The sequence below is a fragment of the Rhizobium sp. UFLA01-1127 genome, from assembly GCF_059803845.1.
The window spans coordinates 1-18159 of sequence record NZ_JAUQTZ010000069.1 but is presented as its reverse complement, the minus strand read 5'-3'; the positions used below and the strand labels follow the sequence as shown (position 1 = coordinate 18159).

General features: G+C 57.8%; 17 protein-coding genes. 12 read left to right on the top strand and 5 right to left on the bottom strand.

Annotation, left to right across the window (positions count from 1 at the left end; all coding sequences use genetic code 11):
• Both Q4Q11_RS17985 and Q4Q11_RS17980 read right to left on the bottom strand, forming a co-directional pair.
• Entirely contained in the window at positions 1-300 is a 300-nt protein-coding gene (locus tag Q4Q11_RS17985; protein ID WP_498570356.1) for a hypothetical protein, read from the bottom strand.
• A 28-nt stretch (positions 301-328) separates the two neighbouring features.
• Positions 329-784 carry a hypothetical protein gene (locus Q4Q11_RS17980; protein ID WP_183940741.1) on the bottom strand — a complete coding sequence of 152 codons (456 nt, stop codon included), beginning with the start codon at positions 782-784 and terminating at the stop codon, positions 329-331.
• 482 nt (positions 785-1266) lie between these two features.
• Between Q4Q11_RS17980 and Q4Q11_RS17975 the strand changes: the two genes are divergently transcribed.
• The 9 genes from Q4Q11_RS17975 (at position 1267) to Q4Q11_RS17935 (ending at position 12038) form a co-directional block, all read left to right on the top strand.
• Entirely contained in the window at positions 1267-2940 is a 1674-nt protein-coding gene (locus tag Q4Q11_RS17975) for an aromatic/alkene/methane monooxygenase hydroxylase/oxygenase subunit alpha (RefSeq protein WP_498570355.1), read from the top strand.
• A gap of 96 nt (positions 2941-3036) precedes the next feature.
• On the top strand, positions 3037-4122 hold the full coding sequence (locus tag Q4Q11_RS17970) for an NADH:ubiquinone reductase (Na(+)-transporting) subunit F (protein ID WP_498570354.1): 1086 nt from the start codon (positions 3037-3039) through the stop codon (positions 4120-4122).
• Positions 4123-4176: 54 nt separating this feature from the next.
• Entirely contained in the window at positions 4177-5235 is a 1059-nt protein-coding gene (locus Q4Q11_RS17965) for an aromatic/alkene monooxygenase hydroxylase subunit beta (RefSeq protein WP_498570353.1), read from the top strand.
• A gap of 16 nt (positions 5236-5251) precedes the next feature.
• Positions 5252-5620, top strand: a complete 369-nt coding sequence (locus Q4Q11_RS17960; protein ID WP_498570352.1) for an MmoB/DmpM family protein — start codon at positions 5252-5254, stop codon at positions 5618-5620.
• A 70-nt stretch (positions 5621-5690) separates the two neighbouring features.
• Positions 5691-6713 carry an amidohydrolase family protein gene (locus Q4Q11_RS17955; RefSeq protein ID WP_498570351.1) on the top strand — a complete coding sequence of 341 codons (1023 nt, stop codon included), beginning with the start codon at positions 5691-5693 and terminating at the stop codon, positions 6711-6713.
• 5 nt (positions 6714-6718) lie between these two features.
• On the top strand, positions 6719-7528 hold the full coding sequence (locus Q4Q11_RS17950) for an iron-sulfur cluster assembly protein (RefSeq protein WP_498570350.1): 810 nt from the start codon (positions 6719-6721) through the stop codon (positions 7526-7528).
• A 63-nt stretch (positions 7529-7591) separates the two neighbouring features.
• Positions 7592-9226 carry a molecular chaperone GroEL gene (locus Q4Q11_RS17945; RefSeq protein ID WP_498570349.1) on the top strand — a complete coding sequence of 545 codons (1635 nt, stop codon included), beginning with the start codon at positions 7592-7594 and terminating at the stop codon, positions 9224-9226.
• Between the two features lie 76 nt (positions 9227-9302).
• Entirely contained in the window at positions 9303-11486 is a 2184-nt protein-coding gene (gene katG, locus Q4Q11_RS17940) for a catalase/peroxidase HPI (protein ID WP_498570348.1), read from the top strand.
• Between the two features lie 156 nt (positions 11487-11642).
• Entirely contained in the window at positions 11643-12038 is a 396-nt protein-coding gene (locus tag Q4Q11_RS17935) for a VOC family protein (RefSeq protein WP_498570347.1), read from the top strand.
• Between the two features lie 145 nt (positions 12039-12183).
• On the opposite strand, the gene Q4Q11_RS17930 is transcribed toward Q4Q11_RS17935, so the two are convergent.
• From Q4Q11_RS17930 to Q4Q11_RS17920, 3 genes are all read right to left on the bottom strand, one after another.
• Positions 12184-14241: a sigma-54-dependent Fis family transcriptional regulator gene (locus Q4Q11_RS17930; RefSeq protein WP_498570346.1), complete on the bottom strand. Its 2058-nt coding sequence runs from the start codon at positions 14239-14241 to the stop codon at positions 12184-12186.
• Between the two features lie 86 nt (positions 14242-14327).
• On the bottom strand, positions 14328-14804 hold the full coding sequence (locus Q4Q11_RS17925; RefSeq protein ID WP_183940721.1) for a hypothetical protein: 477 nt from the start codon (positions 14802-14804) through the stop codon (positions 14328-14330).
• Positions 14805-15453: 649 nt separating this feature from the next.
• Positions 15454-16032 carry a TetR/AcrR family transcriptional regulator gene (locus Q4Q11_RS17920; RefSeq protein WP_183940719.1) on the bottom strand — a complete coding sequence of 193 codons (579 nt, stop codon included), beginning with the start codon at positions 16030-16032 and terminating at the stop codon, positions 15454-15456.
• 542 nt (positions 16033-16574) lie between these two features.
• Here Q4Q11_RS17920 and Q4Q11_RS17915 point away from each other — a divergent pair.
• The 3 genes from Q4Q11_RS17915 to Q4Q11_RS17905 form a co-directional block, all read left to right on the top strand.
• On the top strand, positions 16575-17447 hold the full coding sequence (locus tag Q4Q11_RS17915) for an oxidoreductase (RefSeq protein WP_498570345.1): 873 nt from the start codon (positions 16575-16577) through the stop codon (positions 17445-17447).
• Positions 17448-17452: 5 nt separating this feature from the next.
• Positions 17453-17920, top strand: coding sequence for a nuclear transport factor 2 family protein (locus tag Q4Q11_RS17910; RefSeq protein ID WP_498570344.1), 468 nt, complete (start codon positions 17453-17455; stop codon positions 17918-17920).
• Between the two features lie 120 nt (positions 17921-18040).
• Positions 18041-18159 (top strand): hypothetical protein (locus Q4Q11_RS17905; protein ID WP_498570371.1); only part of this gene is annotated, 119 nt, incomplete at its 3' end.

Below are 18159 nucleotides of genomic sequence, written 5' to 3'. Positions count from 1 at the left end.
TCATTCTCCCTTAGCGGCCGCAATCAACACATCCAGGGCGGCAACGTCCCTTTCCGCCGCCGCGATGTCTTCCGCGCAATCGGCCTGTTCCCTGCGGATCGCCGCAGCGCTCTGCTTCTGGTTATGCAATTCCTGCACCAGTTGCTCGTTCGCCGGATCGCGGTCGATTTCGAGTGACAAGCGTTGCATCTCCATTTCAGCTCCGGAGACCGCCTGGGTGAGCTGCAAAGCCTTTGCGGTCAGCACTGAGACGGTGCCGACGAGGTCGACCCGGCGGCGCATGAAATCGAGAGCGGACATCGAAAACCTCCTGAGTATGGCGACGTGTTCAGCGGCGATCGCCATTGCCGGCATCGGGTGCCTTCCAGGCCTCCAGAACAGTTGGAAGGTCCGGAAGCTGTGTTCTGAATTGCTGTTCCGCCATCGAAACATGGCCGCGCAAATGATCCCAGACATCGACGCGGATCAAAGTGTCACCGGTCAACTGCTCCATCTCCTCGACGCGGAATTGCCGGGAAAGCGAGACACCGGAGAAGACAAATTCCCGCAGCATGAGCGCGTGCTTTTCAGCAAAGGCATGAATCATCGGATGGGTTTCGGGTGTCACGCCGACCATGGCCAATTCCCGGAGAATGAACCGCTGGAAGTGGCTTTGCATCAGATGCTGGCTCTCGCCGACAAAGCGCATCGCGAAAATAAGGTCTCGCTGCATGAGCCGCGCGAGCGTCGTGCTGACATCCTCTTCGGTACTCAATCCTTCTGTCGGATGATCGTCGTCTGCCATGTCTGTCTTCCGGAATCGAAATGACGTCGTTTATATAGGCAAATATTAAAACTGTGTCCAACATTGTTTTTATTGCGTTGAAATCAAACTTTGCTGCGGATGCTAAGTACAAATGATGTTACACCTTGTATTTTACAAATGTAAAATATCGTTACAACTTTTATTCTTAGGCGGCTCCGAGATATTGATTTTCAGGCATTTCGAAACTGGCACGGGCCTTGCAGGTTCTATTTCACAAGAAGCCATCGCGCTTGAAGCGACGCCAGAAGAACGAAGGAGTACCGGGAACGCTTGCGGCAGTCCTTGCTTGGAGGACTGGGCAATTCTCCCTGAAACCTTTGCCGTATCTACTTGAATGGTCGGTCCCTGGCCGCGCCAAGGCGCTGGCTTTCGCCGTACCGTTTCGACTTTCGCTCGCGGTGCTTATGGCGCCGTTTCCAGCCGGCGCCGGGAGGCTCCCGGTTCAAACACAGTGGAGGCTAATGACGATGTCGTCTTTGACGCTCAACAAGATTACTTCGCAGCGCGGCATATCCGTCGGCGAAGCGACGAAGAAGATTTCCGACCTAGGTTGGAACCCAACTTATGTCCAGGAAGCGATGACGTTTCCGACGGACTACAAGATTAGCAAGGCGCCGCGCGATCCGATGAAGCAGGTGCTTCGCTCTTATTTCCCGATGCAGGAGGAAAAGGATAACCGCGTCTATGGCGCTCTCGATGCGGCGCTACGCGGCGACATGTTCCGCAATGTCGAGCCACGCTGGGTCGAGTGGATGAAGCTCTTCCTGGCAATCATACCTTTCCCGGAAATTTCCGCGGCGCGCTCCATGGCGATGGTCGCCCGCATCGCTCCCGGCGAAGATCTGCGCACCGGCTTCACAATGCAGATGGTCGACGAGTTCCGGCACTCGACGATCCAGATGAATCTCAAGAAATGGTACATGGAGAACTATATCGATCCGGCCGGCTTCGATATCACCGAAGAAGCATTTGGAAAGTGCTATGCCACGACGATCGGCCGCCAGTTCGGTGAGGGCTTCATCACCGGTGACGTCATGACGTCAGCATGTATGTATCTGACCGTCGTCGCTGAAACCGCCTTTACCAATACGCTCTTCGTGGCAATGCCGTCCGAAGCTGCGCGTAACGGCGATTACGCCCTGCCGACGGTCTTCCTCTCGGTGCAATCTGACGAGAGCCGGCATATCGGCAACGGCCACTCGTTGCTGATGGCAGCTCTCAAAGAGCCTGAAAACCATCTTTTGCTCGAGCGCGACCTCCGTTACGCCTTCTGGCAGAACCATGCGATCGTCGATGCCGCCATCGGCACCTTCATCGAATACGGCACGACCAACCGCGATAAGAACAAGGAGTCTTATGCGGAGATGTGGCATCGCTGGATCTTCGAGGACTATTATCGCACCTACATGCTGCCGCTCGAAAAATACGGCATCAAGGTGCACCATGACGACGTTCATGAAGCCTGGAACCGCATTACCAAGAAACATTACGTCCACAAGGTCGCGCAATTCTTTGCGGTCGGCTGGCCGGTCAATTTCTGGCGCATCGAAGCCCAGCGCGAAGCCGATTTTGAATGGTTCGAACAGAAGTATCCGGGCTGGTATGCCCAGTTCGGCGACTTCTGGAAGTGGTATGACAAGCTCAGCCACCGCGGCGAGAAGATCATCACGTTCAACGAGGACGTCGGCTATGTCTATCCGCATCGCTGCTGGAGCTGCCTCGTTCCATGCCTGATCCGCGAGGACATCGTCGTCGACGAGATCGACGGCCAGCTTCATACCTTCGCCCACGAGCTCGACCGCTGGACGGCCGTCGAGGCCTTTGCTGACGAGTACCAGGGTCGCCCGACGCCCGCGATGGGCCGCTTCAGCGGCAAGCGCGAGTGGGAGACGCTCTATCATGGCTGGGATCTTGCCGATGCGATCAAGGACCTGAACTTCGTCCGTTCCGACGGCAAGACACTTGTTCCACAGCCACATCTTCGGTTCGACGGCAAGGACATGTGGACGCTCGACGACGTGCGCGGCTATACGCTGCAATCTCCGTTGACGCTTCTGCGCGAAATGTCCCCGGCAGATCGCGAGCAGCACCTGGCCGAGTATCGCACTGGCTTCACCATCACGCCGTTCAATTGAGGCTTAGAGGCGCGGGGATCGGTCTCGGTCTCCGCGCCATTCCGGGAAGAGGCCGTTTCCATTCAAAGGAAGCGCGCGGAATTGGGAGATTGAAAAATGGCTGAAGCTCAAAAGCGACATCAGCAGGCTCACACGGTGCGTCTCGCGCCTGTCGGGGTTGAATTCGAAGTCGAGAATGGTGAAACGGTGCTCAATGCAGCGTTTCGCCAAGGAATTGCATTGCCTCACGGTTGTAAGGAGGGACAATGTTCAGCCTGCAAATGTGTGCTTCTCGACGGCGAAGTCGACATGCTCAAATATTCAACCTTCGCTTTGAACGACATGGAAAAGGATTCCGGCCACATACTGCTGTGCCGTTCCCTGGCCTATTCGGACATGGAGGTTGAGCTTCTCAACTATGACGAGGAAGTGCTTTCGAAATCGATTGCAGTGAAGACCTTCGATGGTCGCATTTCAAACTTTGAGAAGCTCACTCACGATATCAGAGGAATTGAGATCGAATTGGGTTCCCCGATGAAGTTCTGGGCGGGGCAATATGTCGACATCACGGTCACCACGGAAAAAGGGGAGACGATTACACGCTCGTTCTCCATGGCAAATACGCCGAGCGAAACCCAAAAGCTGTCCTTCATCATCAAAAAATACCCCGAGGGAAAATTCTCCGGAGAACTTGACTCAGGCGGAATCCGTCTCGGAGCAGACGTTACCGTCGTTGGACCTTACGGAACCTGTTTCCGAAGGGAAGGACGAGAAGGACCGCTAGTTCTCGTTGGTGCCGGCTCTGGCATGTCGCCGGTCTGGTCGATCCTGAACGATCATGTGCTGAGCGGCGAATCCCGCCCGGTCTATTTCTTCTACGGCGCCCGTACGCCGGAGGATCTGTTCCATCTCCATCGCATCGAGGAACTGGTCGCACGCCATCCTGACGTAACCTTCATTCCGGTCCTCTCGCATGCCGGCGACAACAGCAGCTGGACGGGCGCGCGCGGCTTTGTTCACGAAGCGGTCGACGCCAAACTGAAGGAACTCGGGGTCGACGGCGAAGGCGATGTCTATGCCTGCGGCCCGCCGCCCATGATCGACGCTTTGCAGCCGGTTCTGTTCATGAATGGCTTCGAAAGCGAGCGCATTTTCTTCGACAAATTCACGACTTCGTCCGGGGGAGGAACTCCGAGCCATTGAGGCTGGACGAAGACTGGATAGCAACAATGCAACTGCAACTAGGGAGTGAGACCTATGCCAGCATTATCGAGTTCAGTGGGTTCAGGTGCGGCCGGGGCGGCAATCTTCGCCGATTCCGACAGCCGAAAATACCGCTATTTCGATCCAAAGGGACAGCGCGCCACCCATTATGAGGATGTGACCGTCGATGTTCAGCCGGATCCAGAGCGCTACCTGATCCAGAACTGGATCATCTCCTTTGCCAACGGAAAGGGTGCCTACGTAAAGGATAACACTGCAGCGCAGAGCTCCAATTGGCACGCATTCCGAGCGCCAGATCAGGAGTGGGAGCGCACGCACTACCAGCGTCAATCCAAGATCGAAACGATGGTACAGAGCGTGATTACCAATGCCCGTCGCGCTGGCGCACCGAAGACATTCGACAAGGTGTGGATCAAGGTTCTTCAGGCTCACCTCGGAGCCTGGAAGCATTCCGAATTCGGGCTTGGTACCTCGCTCATGCAGGCGCAGCGTTATGGCTACACCCAGATGATCAACAATGCCACGCTGACGAACTCGTCTTACAAGCTCCGACTTGCGCAGGACATCACGCTCTATCTCGCCGAAATTGGCATGGACATTCCTGGTTGGGATGACGAGCTCGGCAAGAAGCACTGGCTGGAGGACAGTATCTGGCAGGGGACGCGCGAAGCCATCGAGACAATTATGGGGACCGCCGATTATCTCGAGCAGTATTTCGCGATCAATATCATCTTCGAACCGTTGGTCGGTGAACTGTTTCGTTCGGGCTTCCTGATGCAGGCGGCTGCGGCAAACCATGATTTCATCACCCCGCCGGTGATCTCCGCAGCCGAGGCCGATTATGAGCGCAATCTCGCCAATACGATTGATCTCATCTACCTGCTCGCAAACGATGAAAAGCACGGGACGGCAAACCGCAAGCTTTTCCAGGGTTGGGTCGCCAAGCATGGCGCTCTAGCCGACAAGGCCGCACTAGGCCTCCAACCGATCTGGTCTATGCCGCATTCCAAGCCAGTTTCGTTTCCCGATGTCCGCGCCCAATCGAAAGAGCGGGTTGGCCAGATCCTCGGCGAACTGGGCCTCAAGCGCTAACACAGGGAGAATTCAAATGTCATCAACAGCCCGCGACGCATCACACGACAACATCTTCAAGTCGATGAAGGACATCACCTTCGAACAGACTATTTCCCATCAGTGTGGTGTGACCATGAACGATTCGGTTGAAGCCCGCGCCATCGCCGAGTTCATGGGGAAGAAACCCGGCGTCACCGTTACCTATGCGCCGGCGATGATCCGCATTGACGGCAACGGCAAGCTGATTTTCAGAATGGACGAGATCAGTGAATATCTCGGCCGGGAAATGACCGCAGAAATCTTCGAGGTCAACACTTCCACCCATTACGGGCGGATGGTCCGCATCGATGACAACGAAGTCATCCTGTTCGGCGATATGGACGAAGTCTTCGAATACATCTGACGACACCAAAAGCTGGCGCGCCGACGGAACGGCGCGCCGTAGCGCTCAACCATTTGCATCGGAGGATACAATGTTCAAGACACCGGAAGGCAAGGAAATCTTCGTCGTCGACGGTCACGTCCATTTCTGGGACGGCAGTCCCGAGAACCAGCGCAACATCCACGGTAAGCAGTTCATAGACTGTTTCTACGCCTATCATACGGGCTTTAGCCCGAAAGAACTGCATTGGCCGAAAGAGAAATTTGAGAAGTACAGCGCGGACGACCTCTACAAGGACCTCTTTATTGATGGCCCAGATGACGTCGCCATCGTTCAGTCGACTTACCTCAAGGATTTCTACAAGAACGGTTTCAATACGATCGAGCGCAACGCCGAGATGGCCAAGCGCTATCCGGACCGCTTCATTGTCAACGGCTCGTTCGACCCGCGCGACGGTGAAAAAGCGCTGGAATATATCCACTGGATGAAGGAAACTTATGACATCAAGGGCGTGAAGATGTACACGGCCGAGTGGAACGGAGCCTCGAAAGGCTGGAAGTTGACCGATCCCGACGCTTACCGCTGCTTCGAGCTTTGTGAGAAGCTGGGGATTAAGAACATCCACGTTCATAAGGGCCCGACGATCCTCCCCCTGAGCAAGGACGCGTTCGACGTGAGCGATGTCGACTACGCCGCCACGGATTTCCAGAATTTGAATTGGATCATCGAGCATTGCGGTTTGCCGCGGCTGGATGACTTTACCTGGATCGCGACACAGGAAGCCAACGTCTACGGCGGCCTGGCGGTGGCGTTGCCGCTTATTTACAACCGGCCTCGCCACTTTGCCGAAATCTTAACTGAACTTTTGTTCTGGATCGGCCCGGATAAGATCCTGTTTGGATCGGACTACGGAATCTGGACGCCGCGCTGGCTGGTTGAAAGGCTATGGGCTCTTGAGTTGTCAGAGGATGTAGTTGCTGGTCGTGGCGTGCAGTTGACACCAGAGATCAAGGAAAAGATCCTTGGCCTGAACGCTGCGCGTCTTTACGACATTGACATCGCGGCGACGAAAACGGCGCTGGCGGCCTCGCCGCTCAGCGTCGCTGCGGAGTGAGGAACATGATCTCCGCCACTGTGTTAGAAAGCCGCCAGAGGGAACTCTGGCGGCGTCTCGGAGGCGTCAACGATCCCGAATTGGACGAGCCGGTCACCGAAATGGGCTTCATCGAAAAGGCGCAGATCGGAGCTGACGGTCGGGTCGAAATCGACTTTCGACTACCGACATACTGGTGTTCTCCAAATTTTGCTTTCCTGATGCTGGAGGATGTCAGGACGGCATTGGAGAGGCTGTCATGGGCGCCGCCCTTTCGTATTACTCTCCACGATCACATGTTCGCTGACGAGGTGAACAAGGGAATTGCAGAGGGGAAAACCTTTGCAGAGATTTTCGATGAATTGGCGGAAAACATTGATCTCGAAGATGTGCGGGAAAAGTTTCGGCTGAAAGCTTTTAAGCGCCGCCAGGAAGCGGTCATCCTCGATCTTCGCAGCAGCGGAATGACCGATTGCGAGATCGCGGACGTGACGCTCGCCGCTTTCGATGCAATCGACTTTGGAAGTGAGGAGGCAATGAAGCGGAAGCTTCGTTATCGAGACGCTCTGTTCTTGCGATGGCCGATCCTGAATTTGTGCGATCCTGTAATCCTGGACTACGACGGCGCGCGGATCACGGCGGAGACATTACCCGCACATCTCGCCGATCTTCGAAGTGTCCGGATCAACATGGAGTTCAACGGCGCATTGTGCCGTGGACTGAAGCATGCACGCTACAAGGAAGTGGAAATGGTCGATGGTGAGCCGACGCTGGTCGACTTCATCATGAACCGTGTTCCTGTCCGAGAAACCTGCGCGCCTTCGACGAGTAACTGAAAAACGGCCTTCCCCGAAAGAGGCCCCAACCAACAAGCCGCCCGTCAGGCGGAAGGAGGAGTCATGCCCAAACTCATGTTACACAATTCTGATGCTCGCCGGGCGCTGGCGCGCGGCGTCGGCCGCCTTGCGGCCGCGGTCGAGCCGACGCTTGGCCCGAGAGGCATGAATGCCATGATCGACCGGCCCATCGGCACGCCCATGGTGACCCGTGACGGCGTCAGCATCGCGTCCGAGATCGAGCTGTCAGATCGCTTCGAAAACATGGGCGCTCAGGTAGTCCGCGAGGTTTCGATGCAGACCAATGAAGTCGCGGGCGATGGAACGACGACAGCGATCGTGCTGGCCAATGCTCTGGTGCAAAGGGGGATTGAAGCCAACGAGCGCGGCGCGAAGTCCGTCGATCTCTGCAGAGGTATCGACCTGGCGGTCGACAAGGTCGTAGAGGCGCTGAAAGCCAAGTCGAAGCCAGCAAAGGGCAATGGTGCCCTTGCGGCCGTCGCCAATATTGCTGCGACAGATCCCAAGCTCGGCGCATTGGTCGCGGAGGCCTATGAGCGGGTCGGAACGGAAGGCGTCATCACCACGGATTTCAGCGTCACCACAGAGACGACGCTCGACGTTGTGGAGGGCATGTCCTTCGATCGAGGTTACCTCTCTCATCATATGGTTACTGATCAGGAGAGGATGGAAGCGGTACTCGAGCAGCCCCTTATTCTCATGACCGATCTGAAGATCAAGGAACCCTCTTTGCTCGACGCCGCCCGTAACGTTGCCGACAAGGCTGGTCGACCACTGCTGATCATCGCCGAGGAGATGGCGCCGGAAGTGGTGGTGACACTGCTCGGCAAGAACGGTCCCGGCAAATATCTCGTCGTGCATCCGCCGGAATATGGTCATTGGCGCAAAGCGATGATGGAGGATCTCGCGATCCTGACTGGCGGTCACGTGATCGCGCGTGATCTCGGCGGGCGCATCGAGGATGTTACCGTCGAGGATCTCGGTTCGGCGGAACGTGTACGCACGAGCGCGGGCCACACCTCCATCGTCCGCGGCGGCGGCGACCATGCTGCCATCATCGCGCGCCGGGCACAGGTCCAGCGCCAGTTCGAGGCAGCCCCGCCCAATATCGAACAAGACAAGCTGCGGGAGCGGCTGGCGAAGCTCTCCGGTGGCACGGCGGTGCTCTATGCTGGCGGTGTAACACCAGTCGAACAGAAGCGCACGATCCAGCTCCTCGAGGATTCGCTGCATGCGGTGCGTGCCGCGGCGGAGGAGGGCGTCGTCGCCGGTGGTGGCTCGGCGCTGGCGCAGACCGCGCCAGCGCTGGATGAACTGCTCAAGCAGACGAGCGGCGATGTTGCGGAGGGTGTGCGCCTCGTCAAATCAATCCTCACGCGGCCGCTTTGGCGCATTGCAACTAATGCCGGCGCGGACCCGGAAGCTATCATTGCAGAAGTGACTCGTGTGAATAGCGGGCACGGCTACAATGCCTCAACTGGTACCTATCAGAACATGATCGACGCCGGCATCATCGATCCGGTCCGGGTAACGTATACCGCGCTTCGCAATGCGGCGTCGGTGGCCAAGCTCATTCTGACGACCGAGACGCTAATTGGCGATCTCGCCGAAGACGAGGCCGACCCAACCGCGGGTCCTGCGCTTGGTGGCGGCGCGGAGAAACTAGGTCGCTCCTAGTCGAGCCGTCAAAAAGACACCGGCGAAGCATCAGGCGCTTCAAGTGAGAAATCCGCAAACACTAAAGGTCATTTAGATGGACGCAAAGGTAGACAAAGCAGGCAAATGCCCCGTCAATCATTCGGCAACTTCGGGTCAACGGAATCGTGACTGGTGGCCGGATCAACTCGACTTGCAGATGCTTCACCATCATTCCGGTCTTTCCGACCCAATGGGCAAGGACTTCGACTATGCCGAAGAGTTCAAGAAGCTCGATCTCGACGCGCTGAAGCAGGATCTTACCGCGCTCATGACGGATTCGCAGGACTGGTGGCCGGCCGACTTCGGCCATTACGGCGGTCTCTTCATCCGCATGGCCTGGCACAGCGCCGGCACCTACCGCATCACCGACGGGCGCGGTGGCGCCGGCCAGGGACAGCAGCGTTTCGCGCCGCTGAACAGCTGGCCCGACAATGCCAATCTCGACAAGGCTCGCCGGCTGCTCTGGCCGATCAAGCAGAAATACGGCAACCGGATCTCCTGGGCCGACCTTATGATCCTCACCGGCAACGTCGCGCTGGAATCCATGGGCTTCAAGACCTTCGGCTTCGCCGGCGGCCGCGCCGACGTCTGGGAGCCGGAAGAACTCTACTGGGGTCCCGAAGGCACCTGGCTCGGCGACGAGCGCTACAGCGGCGAACGTGAGCTCGCAGAACCGCTCGGCGCCGTGCAGATGGGCCTCATCTACGTCAACCCGGAAGGCCCGAACGGCAATTCCGATCCGCTGTCTTCGGCCCGCGACATCCGCGAAACCTTCGCCCGCATGGCGATGAACGACGAAGAGACCGTCGCGCTGATCGCCGGCGGCCACACCTTCGGCAAGACGCATGGCGCCGGCGATCCGTCCCTGGTCGGCGTCGAGCCGGAAGGCGGCGCGATCGAGGACCAGGGCCTCGGCTGGAAGAGCTCGTTCGGCACCGGCGTCGGCAAGGACGCCATCACCGCCGGCCTCGAAGTCACCTGGTCGCAGACGCCGACCAAGTGGAGCAACTACTTCTTCGAAAACCTCTTCGCTTTCGAATGGGAGCTGACGACGAGCCCGGCCGGCGCCAAGCAGTGGCAGGCCAAGAACGCCGAAGCCTCCATTCCGGATGCCTATGACGCTTCGAAGAAGCACCTGCCGACCATGCTGACGAGCGACCTCGCGCTGCGCTTCGATCCGATCTACGAGAAGATCTCGCGCCGGTTCCTCGAAAATCCGGCTGAGTTCGCCGACGCTTTCGCCCGCGCCTGGTTCAAGCTGACCCACCGCGACATGGGACCGAAGGTGCGCTACCTCGGCCCGGAAGTTCCGGCCGAAGACCTGATCTGGCAGGACGTGATCCCGGCCGTCGACCATCCGCTCGTCGACGACAAGGACATTGCCGACCTCAAGGCAAAGGTTCTCGCCAGCGGCCTTTCCGTGCAGGAACTGGTCTCGACCGCCTGGGCTTCGGCATCGACCTTCCGCGGCTCCGACAAGCGCGGCGGCGCCAATGGCGCCCGCATTCGCCTTGCTCCGCAGAAGGATTGGGAGGTCAACCAGCCGGCCCAGCTCGCCAAAGTCCTCGCCGTTCTTGAAGGCATCCAGAAGGGCTTCAACGCCGCCCAGACCGGGGCGAAGAAGATCTCGCTCGCCGACCTGATCGTGCTCGCGGGTGCAGCCGGCGTTGAAAAGGCGGCGGCCGCCGGCGGCAATGCCGTCAGCGTGCCCTTCACGCCGGGCCGCATGGATGCTTCCGAAGCCCAGACGGACGCGCATTCCTTCGCAGCGCTAGAACCGCGCATCGACGGCTTCCGCAATTATGTGAACGGCAAGCGCCTGCAGTTCATGAAGCCGGAAGAAGCGCTCGTCGACCGTGCCCAGCTGCTGACCCTGACCGGACCTGAGATGACCGTCCTCGTCGGCGGCCTGCGTGTCCTCAAGGCCGGCCAGCCGGAACACGGCGTCTTCACCGCCCGTCCCGAGACGCTGACGAACGACTTCTTCGTCAACCTGCTCGACATGGCCACGCAGTGGGTTCCGACCGCCGGCAAGGACGGCGTCTATGAAGGCCGCGACCGCAAGACGGGTGCGCCTAAGTGGACCGGCACCCGCATCGACCTGGTCTTCGGCTCGCACTCGCAGCTGCGCGCCTTCGCCGAAGCCTACGGCCAGGCCGACGCCGAGGAGAAGTTCGTCAACGACTTCGTTGCCGCCTGGAACAAGGTCATGAACGTCGATCGCTTCGATCTCGTTTGACTGATTGGGTTTCGCCCATCCGCAGCTTCGGCTGCAAGCGGGCGAAACCGCAGGCTCGCGGAGATGGCTGAATAGTCAGATGAATCGCGCCCATTCATTGCTTCAGTAAGGGCACCGACATTAGGCGCCTGTTCATGGAAACCAACGGAGGCCGAATTGGCAAGAATGATTCATTCAATGATCCGCGTGCTCGACGAAGTCCGATCCGTCGATTTTTACGGAAAGGTTTTCGGCTTCGACGTCGCGGATCGGTTGGATTTTGAGACGTTCACGCTCGTCTATTTGAGCAATGCTGAGGACAACTTTGAACTGGAACTAACGATCAACAAGGGCAGAACCGACCCGTATGTCCTTGGTGATGGATATGGTCATATCGCGGTGTCGGTCGCAGACATTGAGGCGGAACACAGCCGGCTTAGGGATGCCGAAATCGAAGTCGGCAAGATTGTCGATTTCAACAGGGACGGTTACCTGTTGGCCCGCTTCTTCTTCGTCACCGATCCCGACGGCTATCGCATTGAAGTTTTGCAGCGGCATGGCCGTTTCAGGTAGTTCGTGGTCATCCACAGTTTGAGAATGCAGGTGGAATCACGCTTTGGAGCAGATAAAGCGGCTCCCGCGAACGCAACGAGGATTAGACAAAATGATGGGGCCTCCTTTGCGAACCGATCACCTCCCACCTCAAAGCCCCGCAGTGTTACATGAACCTCCTTCTGATCCCGAATTGATCTAGTTTCCGGTAGAGCGTCGGCCGCGAGACACCTAGCCTTTGAGCAACCTTGCTGAGATTGCCCTGTTCGGCCCTTAAGGCGCTTTGGAGAGCTTGGCGCTCGGCATCCTCAAAACTCAAGACCTCAGTGTCCACTGCACCTTCGATATCAGGGGCTGCAGAGAGCTTGGGGGATGAGGTTATATCGGCAGGAAGATCTTCAAGCTCTATGTGCCCCGTGTTTGAGAGCAGTTGAAGCCGTTCAACAAGGTTGCGCAGCTCGCGCACATTTCCCGGCCAGGGATAGGCGAGGAGGGCGTCCAGCGCTTGATTCGAGAATTGCAGCGGCAGACTTCCCCTGCGCTCAGCCAGTTTGTGGTTGAAGTGTTCGATCAGCAGCAGGCTGTCGCTGCCTCGCTCCCGGAGCGGCGGAACGCAGATGGACACCGTGCTGATCCGATAGAAAAGATCCTTGCGGAAACGGCCGTTTGCGACTTCGATCTTGAGATCGCGGTTTGTCGAGGCGACTAGCCTTACATCGACAGGCCGTAGCCGACTTTCGCCCAGCCGTTTGACCGCCCGCTCTTCTAGCACGCGCAGCAAGAAGGGCTGCATGTCCAGAGGCATCTCGCCGATTTCATCGAGGCTAAGCACGCCGCCGCTCGCGAGTTCGAACAAGCCGGGCTTGCCCTCCCGGGAGGCTCCCGTGAACGCGCCGCCGACATGGCCGAACAGCTCGCTGCCGAACAGCTCCTTGGTGACCGCGCCGCAGTTAAGCGCGATGAAGGGGCTGTTTCCCGATTTGCGGCTGGCGGTGTGGATGAGCCGAGCAAAGAGTTCCTTTCCGACCCCCGTTTCTCCTTCGATAAGGACCGATGTGACATCGTTCGTTTCGCCGATCTTGCAGGCGATATCGACGGCCGCGCGCAGGGCTTCACTTTGCCCAACGATCAGCGCACGTTCATCCTTCAACCGCTGGGATGCAGGCTTGTTGCCAATCTGCACCGTTCTCCCACTGTCGGTCTTGGGAAAAACAAATGCCGCGCCGCGGACGTCGCCATCCAATTCGAGCGGGCAAATATGGCAGGATTGCATGTCATCGGGCAGCGTGCTCGCAAGGCTGTCGAGATAACCGGTGCTGCTCAGCTCCGGCAATCGACAGTGCCCTGAACCTCTACGAGCCAACTCCCCAAACCGCTTTCTTTCCGCGTCCGGCACATTACTGCTGTAGATGGCGCGGCCATGGCGATCTATGATCATCACGCCATCGTTCGAACGATACCGGCTCGCCGATGCGATGAAGGCTTCGAGCAACTGCGTCCGTTCTTCATTCTGCGAATCCGCGAGCGCCTGCTCGATTTCCCGCGCGGCGGCCGTGACCAGTGCGATATTGTGCGGCCGGAAAATATCGGGGGAACCCGACAAATCGACAACCCCGATGACCTTACCATCGTAAGGATCGTGGATCGGCGCGCCAGCGCAAGTCCAGGCCTTTATGCCGGCGCAAAAATGTTCGGCAGCGTGGACGAACACCGGCTCGCCAGTCCAAAGGGCCGTCCCGATACCGTTGGTTCCGACGACGTCTTCGGTCCATTTGCCGCCAACCCCGAGATGAATGTCCATCCCGTCGAAGATTGTCTTCTCATCGCCAATGACGTCGATCAGGACGCCGTCGCTGTCTGCAAGCATGAGCATGGCGCCCGTGCCGCCCAGCAGCCTGCCGATCGCGCCGAAGGGGCGGGCTGCGGCGACCAGCAGCTCCTGCCTGCTCCTTGCAAGGGCTTCTATCGCATCTTTGTCAGTCTCAATGGGCGCCTCGTTGCGCTGTGCGTCGATACCGCCCTTGGCACACCGCTGCCAGGAGTCGTTGATTGTCGAGCGCACCGGCAGCGAAGACCGGCTCGGATGGCTGCTGCCCCCCACAAGCGATTCCCAAGCGCGCATCGTGACACGCTCGTCATAGGAGGACGCCAACATCGCATCACCAGCCAAAGACCGGCCAGCCGCCTGAGGGCGGGATTTTGCTGAAGGTCGTGGCGTGTACATCTCTCGGCTCATACGGCTGTTCACATTCCACATTCGGGGGAACTTTACGCCAAAATGGCGCAGAAGACGAAGGCGTGCGCCACGCCTCAGGTCTCGGGAGGAATGTCGAGCCGCCGGCCGATGTCAGCCGCCAAGTCCGCGGTGCCATAGGCGGGTCCTACCAGAACACCGTTCACATCCGACAGCGCGTCCGTCATTGCGTCGTCGAGCGGTGCAATAAAACCATTGGCCTTTGTCGCCAAAGCAAAAACCTTCATACCATTGCGGTCGCGAATATCCCCGAAATGTTGCAACTGCCGCCCGGTGCCGACATCGACGGCGATTACGCGGCCGTTGGTCGTGACCCGGATCTTCGGTTCCACCGCGTGAACCGGTGCCGCGCCCCCTATATGGATGATGAGACCTTCCGGTTGCGGGGCTGTCGTTGGTTTTTTTGATTCCGAGTAACGGCCGCCGCTGATTTGATCCGCGAGTTTTGTAATGACTCCGCGGTTCCGTTCTATCAAACGTCGGATCTCCGCGTCCTCCCGACGCGGCCCGTCCCGCTTCGAAAATATCTCCATCGTGAACCCTCCCAGATTCAGTCAAAGCCTATTTTTGCACTCGGTCCTAAATAAAGGTACCACGTTTTCACGTTGCCGCCAGAGGCAATATAAGGCATTCAAAATGCGATCGGTGGTATCCGGCTGCGGCAAAACCGCATTCGAGCTGTCCATTGCTGCAAATCGTTAATCCTACGAGCGGTCCTGAGCTGGATTGGATGAGAGATTTATCAGCTACTCGCTTCGGCGAACGATACAGAATATCGGCAACGACTTTTGTAGTCCGATTTTGCGTCATCAGCTAGCAAAGTAGTTAAGATCGGGCATCCGGACAGACCCCCCATCTTCGGCCAGACGAGCCGCTGCCGGCAGAGGGGCACGCGCCGATGTAAACAGCTTAGTGTCGGAGACGACGTTTCGGTAACTCACCGGTATGAAAACCGGGAGGTGGGATCAGTGGCCCGATACCCGCTCTCAACGTTCATCTCCGCTGGGAAACGAACCTTTCGTGCCCGACACGCAGCAACACGTCGGCTTTTCACTTTCGACAGCAGACCGCAATGGATTTGGCAAACCCCGGTCATGTCCCTGCGCAGGCAATAACCGGAATGCGCCGTCTGGAGCCTCCGCGAGATTATTACCCTGATGCCGGCCCGCATTGCCATCATACTCAATTCACCTGAAGTTCAGATCTTAAAGCGGCAAATCTTTCGGCGAGGTACCAATTCAGGGGTTTCTCACATTCTTCGTCAACCCACGCGTCAAAGGAAAGGCGCATCGCGCCGACTGCCGTCAAAGCGACGTACCTCAACCCGACGGCGCGGGCCGCGTCCGGCCAAAGCGCAGACAAAGCATCGAATGCCGCGCGTTCCATTTCGATGAATTTGGCCTGATTGCCCGCGATCAGTTGCTCCTCCGACATCACGATCCGACCGATCATGATGGCCGTTTCGGGTTTCATCTTTCGTGCGAGCGAGGACAGCGCGGTTTCAACTGTCTCAAAGGGGGAGACGGCCGTGCCGAGCCCCCTGATCTCGTTTCCAAGTTCATCCGGCACCATACCTTGCCAGGCCAGAATGATCTCTTCCTTGGATCGAAAATAATGAAAGAACGTCCTGCGTGCGATTCCGGATTCGTCGGCTATGGCATCAAGGGTTGTTGCGGCGTATCCGCGCTCCGTGAAAAGCCGAAGACCGGTTTCCATAATCTTTTCATGCCTTTCACGGCGTTTTGTTTCGCGAAGTCCCATGTCTGATCTCACCTCTTGGATTGAGGGAGTTTATCGCACGAAAGAATCCTCTTGTAAATTTGCACCGGGTGCACTATGCCTAATTGCACCGGGTGCATATTGGGGGGGGCTGCAGTGAGAGCGATCAGGATCAACGACTTTAAAAACGAGCCGCGACTTGACGAAGTCCCTCTTCCGGTCGTTGGTCCCGGCGACGTGCTGATCCATGTGGAAGCGGCTTCACTCAACCCGCAGGACGTTGCTATAGCCACAGGATTTGACGGCAATTGCTTTGACATCAGGCTTCCGCACGCACCCAGGTCGTTGTCGTCCTTCAATGAGATATCCGACGCGCCGCGACCTGGTCTCAAGAATCTTGCCTGATGGCGCCGGCGCCGGCGCTGCACATCGCAACCGGCTCCCATTCGCAGCCACTACCTTCCACCACAAAGAGGCCATGTGCCCCGTGGCCGGGTGGCTAACCTGAATACCAGAATAACCGCATTCGGTTCGAACGCTGAAGATGCGACCGCCATGTTACAATCGAAACGAAAGGAAAATTGATGCAACATTCCAGATTTAACCTGCCTGGCACTTCTATCCAACTGTCGCGGCTTGGCTATGGCACCATGCAACTGCCCGGTCCTCATGTGTGGGGTCCGCCGCGTGACAGAGACGCTGCACTTGCCGTTTTGCGGGAGGCGGTGAACCTCGGCGCCAACCACATCGATACGGCCGAGTTCTATGGCCCCCGAGTGGCCAATGAACTGATCCGGGAGGCCCTGTTCCCCTATCCCGAAGATCTCTTCATCGCTACAAAAGTGGGGTTCGAGAGAGGTAATGATGGCTCGTGGTTCCCCGATCTGAGCAGAGATGCGCTCGAGGGAGCGGTCTATCAAAACCTGGAGACCCTTGGCGTGGACGTTCTGGATCTGGTAAACCTGAGGGTCGGAGGCGCTACAGGTCCAGCAGAAGGTTCGATCAGCGAGCCATTGTCGGTTTTGGCCGGACTGCAGTCAAAAGGCCTGATCAAACACATTGGCCTCAGCAACGTCTCCCCGGTCCAGTTCGAAGAAGCACGTTCTGTCACATCCATCGTCTGCGTCCAGAACCAGTACAATCTCGTGCATAGAAGTGACGATGATTTTATCAATGAGTTGAGCCGCCAGGGCGTAGCTTACGTCCCCTTCTTCCCTCTGGGCGGGTTTACGCCGGTTCAGTCAGCATCACTTTCCCAAGTAGCGTCGTCACTCGGCGCGACAGAGAAACAGGTCGCTCTTGCATGGCTTCTGCAGCGCGCGCCCAATATTCTGGTGATCGCAGGTACGTCGTCAGTCCAGCACCTCAGGGAGAATTTTGCTGCCGGAGCGTTGGTTTTGTTGCCAGAGCATTTGTCGACCCTCGACAACATTGCATCCCAGGGAAAGGCGGCGTGAACTGAATGAGCGCGCCTCACAACAACCACGGGACCGCCGATATTGCTGACGAACTCGCTATCAGGGACCTGGTTGCCCGCTTTTCCGACGCATGCATCCGCGGTGATATCGAACAGTTCACAGAAACCTGGATGGCGGAGGGGAGGTGGCTTATCGGGCAGCCTTTCGAAGCAAAATGCGAAGGAATCGATTCCATCCTCAGTCATCTGCATTTCCTGCGTGACGGGCTGATTTTTTTCACCCAACTTGTCACTCATGGTGTGCTCGACGTGAAAGGAGATCGGGCGACGATCCGGTCGCCTGTCTGGGAAATGGCATCGGGGCCTGCTGATCATTTCTATAACAACCTCGGCCTATACCATGATGTCGTTGTTAAAGCCGATGGCAAATGGCGTTTCCTGGAGCGACGGTACGAGTACGTCTGGTTAAGCACCAACCCCTTTCCCGGCGTCGCTATCCCGCGCCAGTCATAAAGCAAAAATCGGGACATGCCTGATAACCGGACGCGACGCTGCCGTGTCCGGGGACCCTTATGGGGATTGACGCCGAATGTTGCAGTTTGGGCGTGATGTGTCACAATTCAAAGGTTTCTTATGAAAATCGGTTCTCCCAAAGAAATTCGCGCTGGCGAGACGCGCGTCGCGATGACGCCGGACAGCGCCACCCAGCTTCAGAAACTCGGATATCAATGTGCCATCGAAACCGGGGCCGG